Origin of the sequence: Lichenibacterium ramalinae (assembly GCF_004137085.1) — a bacterium.
Classification (GTDB): domain Bacteria; phylum Pseudomonadota; class Alphaproteobacteria; order Rhizobiales; family Beijerinckiaceae; genus Lichenihabitans; species Lichenihabitans ramalinae.
In genome coordinates this window covers 79,875-95,580 of record NZ_QYBC01000010.1, presented here as the reverse complement: position 1 = coordinate 95,580, position 15,706 = coordinate 79,875, and the positions used below count along the sequence as shown (strand labels likewise).

Sequence of the window (15,706 nt, the reverse complement as noted above, 5' to 3'; positions counted from 1 at the left end):
TGCCGGTGCCAAGTTCCAAGGACGTCGTCCAGTCGACATGCTCTGCGAGAGGCCCGCATCCCGTCATTTCTGTCACTTGGGCGCTCCTTAAGGTAGGTACACAAGCGGACAACAGTTTCGGTTCGCCGAGAAGTCGAACCAGAAAAGCTTTCCGGGTATGCGGATTCGCATGGAGGTGGCATGCTCGACTGGGACGACCTGCGCTTCTTCCTCGCCGTCGCGCGGCACGGCAGCCTCACCGCGGCTGCGAGGGACCTCGGCGTCGCGCAGTCCACGGTGGGGCGCCGGCTCGCCTCCCTGGAGGAGAACCTCGCGGTCCGCCTCCTCAACCGGACCCCCGATGGGTACCGGCTCACGCTCGCCGGAGAGGCGGTGCGGAGCCAGGCGGAGCGGGTCGAGGTCGAGGCGCTCACCATCCAGCGTGCCGTGGGCGGCCACGACGACAAGCTGCAGGGCACCGTGCGGGTGTCGTGCACCGAGACGCTGGCCGTCCACATGCTCGCGCCCTGCTTCGTCGCGCTCCAGCACAACCACCCCGAGATCCGGGTCGAACTGGTGCCGAACCCGCTCCAGGTGAGCCTGGCGATGCGCGAGGCCGACATCTCCGTGCGCCTGGCGCCGTCGGACCGCAACGACCTCGTGGTGCGCCGCGTCGGGCGCGTGGACTTCGGCCTCTACGCGTCACCGCTGTACCTCCAGCGCCACGGCGAGCCCGACTTCGCGGCCGGATGCGCTGGCCACCGCCTCATGACCTCGCTCGACGACGTCGACGGCGAGGAGCAGGAACGGTGGGCCGCAGGACTGGCGCACCGCGCGCGTCCGGGTCTGCAGACGAGCAGCCACGAGGCCCTGGTGGTCGCAGCGCGCAGCGGGGGCGGGCTGGCCTGCCTCGCCCGCTTCCGGGCGGACCGCGACCCGTCCCTCACGCGGCTGGACACGCCCACCCCACCGCCGCACGCCAAGGTCTGCATCCTGGTGCACAAGGACAGCCGCGCGACGCCGCGCATCCGGGCGACGTCGGCCGTCATCGCCGAGGCCGTAGGGGCGTTCCTGCCGGGCTAAGGCGTCCGCAATGCATCGGCGCATAGTAGGTCAGCGAATATCGACCGCATCGATGGACGCCTGTTTCCGTTATGGCTACATCGCCGCATCCTGAACATCCGCCCTGGATGCCAAGTACAAACGGCGATCGATCGACAATTTAGCAATTGATGCGTCCATGACCTTCCATCCGGAGGGGCCGGAAACATGCGCGCCTACAGGATCCTGTCCATGGCCATCAGCGACACCGTCCACCCGTCCCGCGGCGACCCGAACCTGACGCCCGTCAGCCCCGAGGACGACGCGCGCACCATCCTGGTCAACAACGTGTCCTGGGGCGGCGTGCTGGCGGGCGTCGTCGCCGGCCTCGTGACGCAGCTCATCCTAAACCTGATCGGCATCGGCGTCGGGGCGTCCACCCTGAACCCGACCACGGGCGACAACCCGACCGCGAGCGGCTTCTCTATCGGCGCGGGCATCTGGTGGGCACTGTCGGGCATCATCGCGGCCTTCGTGGGCGGCTACATCGCCAGCCGCCTGTCCGGCCGCCCGAAGGCCTCCACCGGCGCCTGGCACGGCCTGACCTCCTGGGCCCTGACCACGCTGGTCGTCTTCTACCTGCTCACCACGGCCGTCGGCGGCCTCATCGGCGGCGCCTTTAACACGGTGAGCGGCGCCATCGGCGGCGTGGGCCACGCGGTCGGCACCGCGGCGCAGACGGCCGTCCCCGCCCTGTCGCAGGGCACCGACCCGGTCGGCGCCATGCAGCAGGCCCTGTCGGCTCCAGCCAACGATCCGGCGACGGCCATGAAAGACGCCACGGCGTCCCTCGCCAGGGCGATGGTGACGGGCGACGACGCTCAGGTCGCTGACGCCCGGGAGAAGGTCGCCCTGGCGATGGCCAAGCAGCAGAACATCCCGGTCGACCAGGCCCGGACCCGCGTTGCCTCCTACGAGGGGCAGTTCCGTGACAAGGCCGCCCAGGCCAAGCAGCAGGCCGCCGAGGCGGCCGACACCGCCGCCAAGGGCGTGTCCCGCGGCGCCCTGCTGGGCAGCCTGGCCCTGATCCTCGGCGCCGTCGCGTCCTGGTTCGGCGGCAAGGCCGGCACGGTCGACCCGACCGTCACGGCGCAGTTCATCCGCACCGTCCGCCGCCAGGGCAACACGGCCGCGTGACCTGACGCCATCCCGAGATCCTCGTCGGCATCCCGCATGCCGCCGAGGCCGACGCCAGGCCATCCGCCCCCCTTCGGATGCGCGACCCACCACTTCAAAGACGAGGACTCATCATGGCCACGAACCAGCGCGACCACACCATCACGGCCTTCTACGAGAGCCGTGACTACGCCGACAGCGCAGCGAACAAGCTGCGCGCCCTGGGCGTCCCGGCATCCGACGTCACCGTCTCGCCCGAGAACGCCAGGGACGAGTACGGCCTCTACGGCTCCGACACCACGACGGCCGCGGCCCCTAGGAAGACCGGCTTCTGGGCCTCGCTCGAAGACATGTTCGGCGGCACCGACGACCATCACACCTATGCCGAGGGGGTGCGCCGCGGACACGTGCTGCTGACCGCCCACGTCATGGACGCCCAGCTCGACCGCGCCGTCGCCATCGTCGAGGAGCACGGCTCCATCGACCTCGACGAGCATGAGGAGACCTGGCGCAGCGAGGGTTGGACCGGCGCACCGGCCATGACGTCGTCCGCCACCTCCACGGTGGCCACCGCTGGTGGTGCCATGGCGATGGCCCTTGCGGGCAAGACCGCGCCCACGCGCATCGTGGAGACTGAGACCGTCGTCGAGCGCGCCCCGGTCCTCGCGCCGAAGCCGGTCGTCGCACCGGCTCCGGTGGTCAAGGTCCCCGTGCCCGTGGCCTCGAAGCCGGTGCTGTCGACCGGCACGGTCGGACGCGGCAACGAGGACGTCGTGCAGGTCGTCGAGGAGCGCCTGAACGTCGGTAAGCGCGCCGTCAGCCGCGGCAAGGTTCGCCTCCACAGCTACGTGGTCGAGAACCAAGTGTCGGAGGACATCACCCTGCGCGACGAGACGGTCACCATCGACCGGCACGCCGTCGACCGTCCCGTGGCGTCGCTTGGGGCCGACGCCTTCAAGGAGCGCACCATCGAGATGGAGGAGGTCGACGAGGAGGCGGTCGTCGCCAAGACGGCGCGCGTCGTCGAGGAGATCGGTATCCGCAAGGACGTAGTCGACCACACCGAGACGATCCGCGACACCGTGCGCTCCACCAAGGTCGACATCGAGGACGGCCGCATGGTCGGCACGACGGCCATGGGCGCGACGTCCGGCTTCACCTCACGTTTGGTCAAGGACGTTGAGGTCGTCGGCTCCGACGGAGTGCACGTCGGCGTCATCGACCGCCTGGACGGGGCCATGATGAAGCTGAAGCGCAAGGACAACGTCGGCGGCGGCCAGTACCACCTGCTGCCTGTGGACCTGGTCAGGTCCGCCGATGACAAGGTCATGCTCAGCGTTCCGGGCTCCGAGGCCATGCGGCGCTGGAAGGCTGTCTGATCCGACGCATGTCCCCGGAATGTATCCGGGGACCACGGAAGAAGCGGTTCGGCACGGAGCCGGGCCGCCCCCCATCCTCGAAGCGGCGACATTGCGACATGGACGAAAAGCCAAAGGCACCCAGCGGAACGGCACGGAGCCCTACGGAGACTCTCCGGGATGCAAGGCTCGTCTTGGCCAACCGCGCTGCCCAGGCATCGTCAACCACCCGGGACGAAGCCGCCGATGTCCTCCAGGTAGTCGAGGAGCACATCCAGGTCGCGAAGTGGCGTACGCTCACCGGCACCGTCCGGGTCGGGACGCGCACCGAGACCATCGAGGAGGTCGTCGAGGCGGACTTGGACCGCTACCGCGTCGAGGTCACGCGCGTGCCGGTGGGCCGCGTTGTGGACGAGGCGCCGTCAGCACGCGCGGAAGGCGATACTACCATCATCCCCGTCGTCGAGGACCGCTTGGTGCTGGTGAAGCAGCTTTTCCTTGTCGAGGAGGTCCACGTCCGTCATGTCCTTGAGCGTGAGGTGGTGAGGGAACCCGTGACGCTGCGGCGTCAACGCGCCATCGTCGAGCGTCTCGCACCGGAGGGCGGTATCGACGCCCGTCGAGTTAGTGAGGACGGTAATCCTTCTGCGCGCTCTTCAGACTGACGGGCGGTTTTCAGGCCAACGGACGCTTAGCCCTCGAACCACGTCCGTCACGGGATGCGCCATGGCACCCGAAATATGACAAGGCTTCCCAATGCCATCCGTTCGCGTCCTCTTCGCCACGCTTGCCACCTTGTTCGTCCCCTCGGCGGCCCTCGTCGCCGCGGCGGATGTCAGTCCGGCCTTACGCGCGCAGGCCGAGGCGGTATGCCGGGACGATGCCATCAGGCTCTGTGCGGACGCCATCAGCGATGAGGCGGCCATCGTCGCCTGCATGCGGCCTAAACGTGCGTTGCTGACGGGCCCCTGCCGCAAGGTCTTCGACGCGGTGGTCCGGGACATGGGCCGCTGATCCTACGAAAGGGGGGTGGTGCCGGCGAGAGCAGTCGACCGACGTCCTGTTCCCTCACCAGCTTTCAATTCGACCGACCTTCGTCGAGCATGTCCGGAACCAGGACACGAAGCTCGGCTGCGACTTCCCGGAGGCTCGTGGTCTTCGTCAGGATCTTGTCAGCATCCTGCAAACGTCGACGGTCCGCCGCCGACAGGTCGCGGGCACTGAATATGATGACGGGGATGTCGGCGCAGCCGGGCTTTTCCCTGAGATCGTGCAGGAATTGGAAGCCATCCATGACCGGCATGTTGAGGTCGAGCAGGATGGCGCGCGGCGGCCCGTGCATGACCTTCACCAGGGCATCCCGGCCGTTGACGGCTTCGACCACGCTCCAACCCTGACGCAACAAGGTCGCCCGCAGGCGTTCCCGCACGCTCGGGTCGTCGTCGACGATCAACACGTCGCCCTCCGCGTCGCGGAAGCGTTCCATGACGCTCTTCAGCTTCTCCCAGCGCACCGGCTTGTCGACGTGGTCAGCGGCCCCGAGCGTGACGCTGAGCCCGCTGTCGTCGTGAAACGTCACCATGACCACCGGTATCTTGGCGAGGGCGGGATCCGCCTTCAACGCGGTCAACACCGCCCAACCGTCGATGTGGGGCATCATCACGTCCAGCATGATGGCGCGTGGTACGACCATGCGGGCGATCTCAAGCCCGGTCTGGGCGTTGGTCGCCGTGCGGACGTGGAAGCCCTGACGGTCCAGGAACTTCGCCATCAGGTCGAGCTGCGCCAAGTCGTCGTCGATCACCAGCACGGTCTGTCGCTCGTCCCCCTCGACGCGACCTGGCACCGGAGTTCCGTCCTCATAGGTCTTCTGCTCCGGCATGTAGGCTGGAAGTCGGAGCGTGAAGGTCGTGCCCTCGCCGAAGATGCTCTCGACCGAGATGTCACCACCCAATAGATGGGCGAAGGCGCGCGTGAGGGCCAGACCCAGGCCCGTGCCGCCGAACTTGCGGGTGGTCGACTCGTCCGCCTGGCTGAACCGCTGGAACAGGCGTGCAACCTGCTCGGGCGTCATGCCGATGCCGGTGTCCGCTACGCAGAACACCAACGCCGCCCCCTCCAGCTCACCTTCGCGGTGAACCCTCAGCGTCACGGTTCCCTTCTCGGTGAATTTCGACGCATTGCTCATCAGGTTGAAGAGGCACTGGCGCAGCTTCACCACGTCCGTATGCATGGCACCGGCATCCGGCGCGACCTCGACGACGAGCCGGTTCTCCTTCTGTGCTACCAGGGCCCCCACCGTCGCCGCGGCCTGTTCCACGAGGGTCCGAACCTCGACATCCTCCGCATAGGTATCCATGCGGTTCGCCTCGACCTTGCTGAGGTCGAGCACGTCGTTGATGAGGCTGAGGAGGTGACGGGCGTTCGATTTGATCTTGCCGAGGTCGGCCAGCAGGCCTTTTTCCCCTAGGTCCTCGACCTCCTCCTCCATCATCTCGCTGTAGCCGATAACGGCGGACAGCGGCGTCCGCAGTTCGTGGCTCATGTTGGCGAGAAAGGAACTCTTGGCCTGGTTGGCGGCCTCGGCGGCGTCCTTGGCCCCCTCGGCTTCCGCCTTGGCCGCGAGGGCTTCATCCTTGGCAAGCTCCGCTTCTGCCTTCGTGGCTAAGGCGGCATCCTTGGCCCACTCGGCCTCCTCTTGGGCCATCACTGCCGCTTTTCGAGCGGCCTCCGCTTCGTCCTTGGCGGCTGCAAGCGTGGCTTCCCTTTGCGTCAGGGCGGCGTTGAGACTGGCCATGGCCAACAAGGCTTCCTCGTTGGCCGTCACGACCTTGCGCAGCGCCTCGCAGACCATCACCATGCCGCTTCCGACCACGATGTATTGCACGAGGGCGACGATCTGGCCGATCGAAAGCTGGCCATAGGGGGGCGCCCGCCAGAAGAACCAGGCTGCGAACGCCGTGGAGAGGGTCATGCCGACGACGGCCGGACCGCGTCCCAGGGCCACGCCCACCACGAAGATCACCGGCATGTAGAGCAGGAACGGTGCCGTATCGAGCGGCACAAACTGCCTGAGCAGGCTGAGGAGACCGATGGCGACCACCGGAATCCCATAGCGGACCGCGGCGGTCGACTGGTGTCGGGACAGGTAACGAAGAAACTCGTGCACGATTGTGCTCCGCCTGGAAGGAGGCGGAACACAGGAAAGCGGCGTGCGCCACGACCCTGGTCCCACCGTGCTGAAGGTCGGGTCAGCCAACCGGGACGGCACGCCCGAGCCTAGGGCGAACGCGGATGCGAAGATACCTCGTCCGCCCGGGCCATCGCTGCAACCCGTGCCCTGCGTTGGCGTTGCCCCGGTTCATGGATCGGTGATCGCCTTCCACATGCCCGCTTTCGGGCCGTGCAGTCGGGAGCAGTCTTCGTACCGTGGAGTCGCAGGTCCGATCGGCGTCAGGACCGTGCCTCGGCTATCCCAGTCCCGTCGTACTGCCTTGAGGTCGCACCATGAGCTTCACCCAGAACACGTCGGCGCCGTCGCGCGCCCTCACCGCCTTCTTCGACACCAAGGGAGCGGCCCAGCAGGCCGTCTCCGACATCGAGGCTGCGGGCGTCCCCCGTGGCGACATCAGCATGGTCGAGGGCGGCAGCGGCTCCAGCGGCACGGCTTCGGCTCCTCAACACGAGGGCTTCCTGGCGGCCCTGAAGGACATGTTCATGCCCGAGGAGGACCGCTACTCCTACGCAGAGGGCCTGCGCCGGGGTGGATACCTCGTTTCGGTCAAAACCGGACAGGTCGATGCCGACCGCGTGCTCGACATCCTCGACCGCGACGGTGCCGTGGACATGGATGAGCGCGAGACCTCCTGGCGCGGCGAGGGGTGGACGGGATATCGGGCACCCGCGATTGGAACGGTCGCTGCTGGAACGGCAGCGACGCAGGGGACGGTCTCTACCCGCGACGCGACGTCGTCAGGAACCGTCGCCAATACCAGCCTGACCGGCCGCGAGGACTCGATCTCGCTGTACGAAGAACGTTTGACCGTCGGCAAGCGCGAGGTCAGCCATGGCCGTCTCCGTGTGCGGAGCTTCGTCGTCGAGACTCCGGTCAACGAGCAGGTCACGCTCCGTCGCGAAACCGTGCAGGTCGACCGTCGCCCGGTGGACCGTGCCGTGAGCGCCGCCGATGCCGCTTTCCAGGACCGCACCATCGAGCTGGAGGAGTTCGACGAGGAAGCGGTCGTGTCCAAGGAGGCGCGTGTGGTCGAGGAAATCTCGCTTCACAAGGAAGCACAGGACCGCACCGAAACGATCCGCGACACGGTGCGTCATACCGAGGTCGAGGTCGAGGACGGGCGCACCACGACGAGCGTCGGCGGCACCACGGGCGCCGTGAGAGAAGGCAGCGACGACGGCCGGATCGTGGAGCACATGGAGGTGTACGCCTCGGACGGCACCAAGATCGGTACGGTCGACCATATGGACGGGGCGGACCGCATCAAGCTCGCCAAGACCACGTCGCCTGACGGCCAGCACCACTACGTGCCGATGGCTTGGGTGGATCACGTCGACCGTCACGTGCACCTGAACAGGACGCTCGCTGAGATCAAGGCGGCTCGGTGACCTGACCCCGCTCTCCCGGCAGGGATCAACGCCTGCCGGGACTTCGAATGCTAGATCGGCGTGGCGTAGCGTTGCCTTGAACATCTGGGTCGCGACCGTACCGGCCGGCCGGCCCGCTTCGCAAGCCATGCCTATCCACGCTGTGGGAGGAGACGGCTTCGCTAACCTGGGCTCCGGTCGCGAGGGTGCTGCCGGGAGAGCCGAATGAGAGTGCTGCCGGAAAAGGAAACGCAGCAACGGATCGGTAGCACCATGACGAGATAATGGCGCTTACACGCACACACCGGTCCCGTCATGCCGCCGCAACGCTACCCTCTCCCCAATGATGAGCAGCAGCGGCTCGAGGTTCTGAGGAGCTATCGCCTCGAGGTGTCATCTCCCGCCTCGGAGTTCGACCACGTCGTCCAACTCGCAGCGGACCTCTTCGAGGTGCCGACGGCCTTGGTCCGCTTCGTCGAGGAGCACCAACAGTTTTTCAAGGCGCGTGTGGGTTTCGAGGCGTGTGAGACGTCGCGTGAGGTGTCGTTCTGCGCCCACGCGCTAATGAGCGATGAGGTGCTCGTAATCCCGGACGCGCGGTACGACGCTCGCTTCGCCGACAACCCACTCGTCGTCGGCCCACCGTTCATCCGCTTCTATGCCGGTGCGCCCATCGTGACGCCGGATGGACATAGGCTTGGTTCCGTTTGCGTCATCGACACGGAACCGCGCGCGCACCTGTCTCAGCGACAGCTGAGTCTGCTGCGAAGTTTGGCGAAGATCGTCACCGACCATCTCGAAAAGCGAAAACTGGACATCGTGCGACAAGCTGCCATGAGCATGGCCGCAGCGACGCCCGACGCGATCGTCTGCGCGGACGATGCGGGCACGATCACCTTCTGGAACGAGGCCGCCGAACGCATGTTCGGCTATGCTAAACGAGAGGCGATAGGACGACCGCTGACCCTCATCGTGCCCGCTGCGTTCCGAGGCGGGCACGAGGCCGGCATGGCCCGTATAGCCGCCGGCGGTGAGCGGCGCCTCGCCGGCAAGACGGTCGAAATCAGGGGGCAGCGGCAGGACGGGACGGAGTTCCCGCTCGAGCTGTCCCTGGCAACGTGGCAGGACGGGGACCGGACGCATGTCGGCTCCATTATCGTACGCTTCCGACGAGGACCGCCTTGCGGGATGACTGGCCCGCGGCCGACCTTACGGGCTTACGGCTAGCCTAAAGGTCATCAGGTCGATGCGGGTCGAGGTTCTGAGCGGGGTCGAGCGCCGGCGTCAGTGGTCGGACGATGAGAAGGCCCGGATCATCGAGGAGACTTTGGTCCCGGGCGCGCGGGTGGCCGAGGTGGCCAGGCGCAACGCGGTGAGTGCCAGCCTGGTGTTCGGTTGGCGCCGTCTGGCGCGCGACGGCCTGCTGGGACGGGGCGGTCCGGCGCTGGTTCCGGTCGAGATCGTGGCTCCCATGCCCGCGCTGCCGGCACCGAGCGTGCCGCGCCCGAGGCGGTCGGCCGGGCTGATCGAGATCGAGCTGTCGCAGGGGCGCCGCCTGCGGGTGGGCCCTGACGTCGATGGCGACGCGCTGCGGCGCGTCCTCGATGCCCTGGATCGGCGATGATCCCGCTGCCGAGCGGCACCAAGGTGTGGCTGGCGACGGGCGGAGCGCAGGCAGGGCCCACGCCAAGCGAAGCTTGGTGGGGTGCCTAGCGGAGGGCACACCGACATGCGCAAGGGGATCGGCGGCCTGTCGCTGCTGGTGCAGGAGGTGCTCGGGCGCGATCCGTTCTGCGGCCACCTGTTCGTCTTCCGCGGCCGTCGGTCCGATCTGATCAAGATCGTCTGGCACGACGGCCAGGGCGGGTGCCTCTTCATGAAGCGGCTGGACCGGGGCCGGTTCACCTGGCCATCGGCGCGCGATGGGGCGGTTCCCATCACCTCGGCGCAACTCGCCTACCTGACGGAGGGCATCGACTGGAGGAACCCGCAGCGGACGTGGCGGCCCACCCAGGCCGGATAGCGGAAAGGCTTGCAACGGCAGATGGTTGTGATCTGATCGGGGTGTGACAGCATCCTCCGATCAGCTCCCGTCCGACCTCGCCGACGCCCACGCCATGATCGTGGCGCTGCGCAGCGAAGCCCTGATCCGCCGGCTCGAAACCGAGAAGCTGAAGTTCCTGATCGCCAAGCTGCGGCGTGAGCAGTTCGGCCAGTCCTCCGAGCGTGGCAGGCTCCTGGTGGAGCAGCTCGAGCTGGCCATCGCCGACGTTGAGGAGAGCCAGGGAGCCGCCGAGGCCGAGGCCGACATCGCGGCTTCGGGAGCCCCCCTCGCAGAGCGCCAAAGCCGTCCCGCCCGTTCGCGGCGCCCGAGCCTGCCCGATCACCTGCCGGTGGAGCGGATCGTGTATCCGGCGCCCTGCGCCTGTGCCCGATGCGGCGGGGCCCGGCTTCGCAAGCTCGACGACGTCGTGTCGCGCTCGCTCGAATGCGAGCCGCGGCGGTGGAAGATCGTCGAGCACGTGCGCGAGAAGATGACGTGCCGCGACTGCGAGGGCGTCACCGAGACGCCGGCTCCGTCCCATCCAATCCCGCGCGGCTTTGCCGGCCCGAACCTGCTGGCGAGCGTGCTGGTGTCGAAGTTCATGCTGCACCAGCCGCTCAACCGGCAGAGCGACACCTTCGCCCGCGAGGGGATCGTGATCGACACGTCGACGCTCGCCGATCGCGTCGGCGCCTGCGCGGTGGCGCTCGGCCCGATCGTGGACGCGATCACGCGTCACGTGCTGGCGGCGGATCGGATCCACGGCGACGACACCACGGTGCCGGTGCTGGCCAAGGGCAAGACCGACACGGCGCGGCTGTGGACCTACGTGCGGGACGACCGGCCGTTCGGCGGTGCCGGCCCGCCGGCCGCGGCCTTCCACTATTCGCGCAGCCGGTCCGGGGAACACCCGCGGGAGCACCTGGCGACCTACGGCGGCATTCTGCAGGCCGATGCCTATGCGGGCTACAACGAACTCTACGACGGCCGGCGGAGGCCTGCTCCGGTGATCGAGGCTGCGTGCTGGGCCCACGGACGGCGCAAACTGTTCGACATCGCCAAGCTGACGAAGGCGCCGATCGCCGTCGAGGCGGTGCGACGCATGGACGAGATCTTCGCCGTCGAGCGCACCATCAACGGCCGAAGCGCGGCCGAGCGCGTCGCGGCACGACAGCAGCACGCGAAGCCGCTGATCTTGGATCTGGAGACCTACCTTCGGGAACAGCGAATGCGGCTCTCGGCCAAGAGCGATACGGCCAAGGCCATCACCTACATCCTGAGCCGTTGGGAGGCCTTCACCCGCTTCCTCGACGACGGCAGAATTTGCCTCACCGACAACGCGGCGGAGCGCGCGTTGCGGGGGATCGCCATCGGCAGACGGAACTGGACGTTCTGCGGCTCGGACGCCGGCGGCCATCGCGCCGCCGCCATCTACACGCTGATCGAGACCGCCAAGCTCAACGACGTCGATCCGCAGGCCTGGCTCGCCGACGTCCTCGCCCGCCTGCCCGACCACCCCGCGAAGCGCCTCGACGAGCTGCTGCCCTGGAACTGGAAGGCCAGCCGACCCGGCGCAGCCCTGGCTCAGGCGGCCTGACGGGGCACCGACGGTTTTCGCAAGGCCGACATCACGCGGCAGCCCTGACCTGCGGTGCTGGCCGGATGCTTACCCATTATCCGAGACGTTTCCGAACGGCATCGATCTCAGGAGCGCGTCCGTCAGCTCACGCACCACGACCGGCTCACCGGCCTGCCGAACCGGACGCGGTTCCTGGAAATGGTCGACGAGGCGCTGAACAGGGTGGGTCGCTTCACGTTGCTGATGATCGGCCTGGACCACTTCAAAGCGGTGAACGGATCGCTGGGCATGGCGGCCGGCGACCTCGTCCTCGTTGCCGCCGCCCGGCGCGTGATGGAGGCGGCAGGATCCGACGCGTTCGTGGCGCGACTGGGCGCGGACGAGTTCGGCATCCTCGTCACCGAGAGCGACGACCTGATCGCCGCCAGCTCGGTCGGGCGACGTGTCATGGAACGCCTGTGCGCACCGTTCGGCGCTGACGGAGCGACCTGCCACATCGGGACGAGCGTCGGCATCGTTCTGTGTCCCGGGCTGTCGCACTTCGAAGCCGCCGATCAGGCCCTGAAGGCCGCATTGCTCGCCCTCCAGCACGCGAAGCGCGAGGGTGGTCGACGCTGCGAGGTGTTCAGGCCGCAGATGGGTCACCAGGCCGAGGAACGTCGTCGCGTCGAAGGCGAACTCCGAAGCGCCTTGGCGCGCGGCGAATTCGAACTGCACTTCCAGCCGCAGGTCACGATCCCCGACGGCCGCATCGTCGGCGCGGAGGCGCTGTTGCGCTGGCGTCATCCCGAACGTGGACTGTTGTCACCTGCGACCTTCTTGGCGGTGCTCGAGGCCTCCGACATCGCACTCGGGGTCGGTCACTGGATCCTTCGTCAGGCATGCTGCTTCGCCGCCGATGCAGCCGCTGCCGGTACCCCGATCCGGGTAGGGGTGAACCTTTTCGCCGTGCAACTCAAGCAGGTCGACTTCTTCGACGACGTCATGGCCACCCTGGCGTTCGCCGGTCTGCCCCCTCAACTTCTGGAACTCGAAATCACCGAGACGACGGTGCTGGGCCTCGATGACGGCATCATCGATCCTCTGCGTCGCCTGCGCGATCTCGGCGTCGGCATCGCCTTCGATGACTATGGCACCGGCTACGCCTCGCTCAGCCTCCTCAAGCGCTATCCCCTGACGCGCCTGAAGATCGACCGCGAGTTCGTGCGCGACCTCGAGAGCGACCCCGACGACGCCGCCATCGTCAAGGCCGTCGTCGCCCTCGGCGCCAGCATGGGTCTCGAGGTAATCGCCGAAGGCATCGAGACGCCCGAGCAGGCAATCGCTCTTGTGGCGTTCGGCTGCAAGGACGCGCAAGGCTATCTGTTCGGCAAGCCCACGCCGGCGGTGGCCTTCGTCGCGCTCATTGCGGAACACGCGAAGCCCGTCGCTGCATGAGCTACGTCGGGGCATCAGGGTCCGACGCGTCGGGCGGACCGCACGGCGGCAACGGCCATTCCCACGCTCGGCCAACCGTAAAGGGAGCTTGGAAGGTCCGCCTGCTCGGCTCGGCCATCGCGGTGGTGGTCGGCGGGTTCTGCGCCGCGTCAGGTTGGACCCTCTACGATTTGCGACAGAGCACCTATGCCCAAGCGGTGAGCAGCGAAACCAACCTGCTCAGCGCGCTGTCGCAGGACATCACGCGCAACATCGAGATCTACGATCTTTCGCTTCAGGCCGTCGTCGATGGGCTGTCCGAGCCCGAGCTGTCAGGGCTCAGCCCGCGCCTTCAGGACCTGGTGCTCTTCGATCGTGCCGCTTCGGCAAGGGACCTCGGTTCCATCCTCGTGCTGGATCGCGACGGCAAGGTCGTGCGCGGATCGAAGTCGGAAGCCATCGGTGCCGAGCTCGGTGACCGCGAGTACTTCCAGGCACAGAAGGCCGCCCCGGGCCGTGGCCTGTTCATCAGTTCTCCCTTCACGCGTCGCGTGACCGGCGATGACGACGTCATCGCCCTCAGCCGTGCCCTGAGATCAGCGGACGGGGCCTTCGCCGGCGTCGTGGTCGGCACGATGCGGCTCGCGTATTTCAAGAAGCTTTTCTCGAAGACCGATCTCGGTTCTCATGGGTCCATCAGCCTGTTTCGCACCGACGGTGTCGTCATGATGCGCGTCCCGAGTGGTCCGGGGCAGATCGGGCTCAACCTCGCCAAGAGCAGCAACTTCCAGCGCTTCATGCGTTCGCCTTCGGGGACCTTCAACGGCACGGCCAGCATCGACGGTGTCGACCGCATCTACAGCTTCGCCCACCTCGGCGAGCTGCCCCTCGTGCTGAACGTTGCCTTCGCCGATGCGGACGTCTTCGCCGTGTGGCGGGCGAAGGCCACCGCCATCCTGCTCGCGCTCGCGGTCCTATGCGCGACAGCCGCGGCGCTGGGAGCCGGGCTCAGGCGTCAGATGCGGCGAACGGCACGCTCCGAGGCGATGTTGTCGCGTAGCGAGGCGCGCTACCGTCTGCTCGCCGACTATGCCCAGGACGTCATCATCCAGCTCGATCGGTCGCTGCGGCGCAGCTACGTGTCGCCTGCCGCACTCGCCATGCTGGGCTACCAACCCGAGGAACTCGAAGGCCGGGACATTGTGGACATCATCCACCCCGACGATTGGCCGAACGTCACGATGCTGATCTGCGCCTCGCAGGCGCAGCGGGCCAGCACCGAGGCCACCTACAGATTGCGGCATAAGGCCGGTCACTACGTCTGGGTCGAGGGACGCTACAGCCTCGTTCCCGAGGACGGCGGCTTCATCGTCGTGCTGCGCGACGTCACACTTCGCAAGGCCGCCGAGGAACAGCTGGAGGCGCTGAACGCCGAACTGTCCCGCGTGGCGCGGAGCGACGCGCTCACTGGATTGTCGAACCGCCGCCACTTCGACGAGGTGCTGGACAGCGAGTGGCGGCGGGCGAAGCGAGCCGGTGGCCCCATCTCGCTGCTGCTGCTCGACGTCGACCGCTTCAAAGCGTTCAACGACCGCTACGGTCACCAAGACGGTGATGCCTGTCTCCGTGCGGTCGCCGGCGCAGTCCGGGACAGCGTCAGGCGGCCTGGAGATCTCGTCGCCCGCTATGGTGGAGAGGAGTTCGTCGTCGTGCTGCCGGGCACGGACGAAGCCGGAGCCGCGCAGGTCGCCGAACGTGTCCGTTCAGCAGTCGAGGCCCTCGCCCTGCCGCACGCCGGGAACGCGGGCTGCGGTTCGGTGGTGACCGTCAGTCTTGGCTCCGCTACGATGAGACCAGCCGACGACAGCGGACACCCGAGGTCGTTGATCGCGGTCTCCGACGAACGTCTTTACGAGGCGAAGCGCTTGGGGCGAAATCGCATCGTCACTGCGATGTCCACATCGCCCATCGCTCCCCTCAGCGTGGCCGAGACGGACCGCCTGAAAACCGTGGCCAGTTATGAACAGGCTGGCGCAGGCGGACCTTCCGATAGCCTCGACCGCATCGCCCGGCTGGCTGCTGAAACCTTCGGCGTGCCGATGGCCTTTGTGTCTCTCCTCGGGCGCGAGGAGGCCGTCCTCATCGGGCGCCACAACGTGACAATGGAGAGGGGACCCCGGGAAGCGGCCTACTGCGCGCACACGATCCTGGGTGACGAGCCGCTGGTGGTCTCGAACACACGGTCTGATCCCCGGTTCAGCACGACCTCCCGGACGCAGGCAGGCATCGGCTCCTATGCGGGAGCGCCCCTGGTGAGCCCGATAGACGGCCACAAGCTCGGCGCACTCTGCATCGCCGACGACCATGCCCGACCGGCCCTCGACGAGGCCCAGCGGCATCTGCTGACGGGGTTGGCACGCCTTGCCATCGACGACCTCGAGCGCCGCCGCCTCGCACACTCGGCAGAGAAGACCACCGTCGGTCCGGCGGTAGCGTCGACATAGACCTGTT

At 67.5% G+C, this 15,706-nt stretch carries 13 protein-coding genes and 1 pseudogene; 13 read left to right on the top strand and 1 reads right to left on the bottom strand.

Features of this window, described 5'->3' with window-relative positions; all coding sequences use genetic code 11:
- Positions 1-180: 180 nt before the first annotated feature.
- The 5 genes from D3272_RS13110 (at position 181) to D3272_RS13090 (ending at position 4,568) form a co-directional block, all read left to right on the top strand.
- Positions 181-1,062: a LysR family transcriptional regulator gene (locus D3272_RS13110; RefSeq protein WP_129219652.1), complete on the top strand. Its 882-nt coding sequence runs from the start codon at positions 181-183 to the stop codon at positions 1,060-1,062.
- Positions 1,063-1,248: 186 nt separating this feature from the next.
- Positions 1,249-2,217, top strand: a complete 969-nt coding sequence (locus D3272_RS13105) for a PhnA-like protein (RefSeq protein ID WP_245496541.1) — start codon at positions 1,249-1,251, stop codon at positions 2,215-2,217.
- 113 nt (positions 2,218-2,330) lie between these two features.
- Positions 2,331-3,575 carry a DUF2382 domain-containing protein gene (locus D3272_RS13100; protein WP_165361337.1) on the top strand — a complete coding sequence of 415 codons (1,245 nt, stop codon included), beginning with the start codon at positions 2,331-2,333 and terminating at the stop codon, positions 3,573-3,575.
- A 173-nt stretch (positions 3,576-3,748) separates the two neighbouring features.
- A complete protein-coding gene (locus D3272_RS13095) occupies positions 3,749-4,219 on the top strand; it encodes a YsnF/AvaK domain-containing protein (RefSeq protein WP_165361336.1) in 471 nt (156 codons plus the stop codon).
- A 91-nt stretch (positions 4,220-4,310) separates the two neighbouring features.
- Positions 4,311-4,568: a hypothetical protein gene (locus D3272_RS13090; protein WP_129219649.1), complete on the top strand. Its 258-nt coding sequence runs from the start codon at positions 4,311-4,313 to the stop codon at positions 4,566-4,568.
- Between the two features lie 64 nt (positions 4,569-4,632).
- On the opposite strand, the gene D3272_RS13085 is transcribed toward D3272_RS13090, so the two are convergent.
- On the bottom strand, positions 4,633-6,723 hold the full coding sequence (locus tag D3272_RS13085) for a response regulator (RefSeq protein ID WP_129219648.1): 2,091 nt from the start codon (positions 6,721-6,723) through the stop codon (positions 4,633-4,635).
- A gap of 338 nt (positions 6,724-7,061) precedes the next feature.
- On the opposite strand from D3272_RS13085, the pseudogene D3272_RS28320 reads away from it, so the two are divergent.
- From D3272_RS28320 to D3272_RS13050, 8 genes and pseudogenes are all read left to right on the top strand, one after another.
- Positions 7,062-7,889, top strand: a pseudogene (locus tag D3272_RS28320) (YsnF/AvaK domain-containing protein); the annotation flags it as partial.
- Positions 7,890-7,985: 96 nt separating this feature from the next.
- Positions 7,986-8,177, top strand: coding sequence for a DUF2171 domain-containing protein (locus D3272_RS27670; protein ID WP_207210211.1), 192 nt, complete (start codon positions 7,986-7,988; stop codon positions 8,175-8,177).
- Positions 8,178-8,471: 294 nt separating this feature from the next.
- Positions 8,472-9,383: a PAS domain S-box protein gene (locus D3272_RS13075; protein ID WP_129219646.1), complete on the top strand. Its 912-nt coding sequence runs from the start codon at positions 8,472-8,474 to the stop codon at positions 9,381-9,383.
- A gap of 19 nt (positions 9,384-9,402) precedes the next feature.
- Positions 9,403-9,780 (top strand): IS66-like element accessory protein TnpA, encoded by a 378-nt coding sequence (gene tnpA / locus D3272_RS13070; RefSeq protein ID WP_129219645.1) that lies wholly within the window; start codon positions 9,403-9,405, stop codon positions 9,778-9,780.
- Between the two features lie 105 nt (positions 9,781-9,885).
- The gene (gene tnpB / locus D3272_RS13065; RefSeq protein WP_342634180.1) at positions 9,886-10,179 is read left to right on the top strand and encodes an IS66 family insertion sequence element accessory protein TnpB; all 294 of its coding nucleotides are present in this window, start codon (positions 9,886-9,888) and stop codon (positions 10,177-10,179) included.
- Positions 10,180-10,273: 94 nt separating this feature from the next.
- Positions 10,274-11,797, top strand: coding sequence for an IS66 family transposase (gene tnpC / locus D3272_RS13060; protein WP_428977990.1), 1,524 nt, complete (start codon positions 10,274-10,276; stop codon positions 11,795-11,797).
- A 54-nt stretch (positions 11,798-11,851) separates the two neighbouring features.
- Positions 11,852-13,216: a putative bifunctional diguanylate cyclase/phosphodiesterase gene (locus D3272_RS13055; RefSeq protein WP_129219643.1), complete on the top strand. Its 1,365-nt coding sequence runs from the start codon at positions 11,852-11,854 to the stop codon at positions 13,214-13,216.
- Complete coding sequence (locus D3272_RS13050) at positions 13,213-15,699, top strand: diguanylate cyclase (RefSeq protein ID WP_129219642.1); 2,487 nt, start codon at positions 13,213-13,215, stop codon at positions 15,697-15,699. The genes D3272_RS13055 and D3272_RS13050 overlap by 4 nt, the downstream gene beginning before the upstream one ends.
- The last annotated feature ends 7 nt before the right edge of the window (positions 15,700-15,706 follow it).

What these genes read in the sequence shown, in the direction of transcription:
- D3272_RS13110 (WP_129219652.1), top strand. Translation starts at nt 181, where the DNA reads ATGCTCGACTGGGACGACCTGCGCTTCTTCCTCGCCGTCGCGCGGCAC.
- D3272_RS13105 (WP_245496541.1), top strand. Translation starts at nt 1,249, where the DNA reads ATGCGCGCCTACAGGATCCTGTCCATGGCCATCAGCGACACCGTCCAC.
- D3272_RS13100 (WP_165361337.1), top strand. Translation starts at nt 2,331, where the DNA reads ATGGCCACGAACCAGCGCGACCACACCATCACGGCCTTCTACGAGAGC.
- D3272_RS13090 (WP_129219649.1), top strand. Translation starts at nt 4,311, where the DNA reads ATGCCATCCGTTCGCGTCCTCTTCGCCACGCTTGCCACCTTGTTCGTC.
- D3272_RS27670 (WP_207210211.1), top strand. Translation starts at nt 7,986, where the DNA reads ATGGAGGTGTACGCCTCGGACGGCACCAAGATCGGTACGGTCGACCAT.
- D3272_RS13075 (WP_129219646.1), top strand. Translation starts at nt 8,472, where the DNA reads ATGCCGCCGCAACGCTACCCTCTCCCCAATGATGAGCAGCAGCGGCTC.
- tnpA (WP_129219645.1), top strand. Translation starts at nt 9,403, where the DNA reads ATGCGGGTCGAGGTTCTGAGCGGGGTCGAGCGCCGGCGTCAGTGGTCG.
- tnpB (WP_342634180.1), top strand. Translation starts at nt 9,886, where the DNA reads ATGCGCAAGGGGATCGGCGGCCTGTCGCTGCTGGTGCAGGAGGTGCTC.
- tnpC (WP_428977990.1), top strand. Translation starts at nt 10,274, where the DNA reads ATGATCGTGGCGCTGCGCAGCGAAGCCCTGATCCGCCGGCTCGAAACC.
- D3272_RS13050 (WP_129219642.1), top strand. Translation starts at nt 13,213, where the DNA reads ATGAGCTACGTCGGGGCATCAGGGTCCGACGCGTCGGGCGGACCGCAC.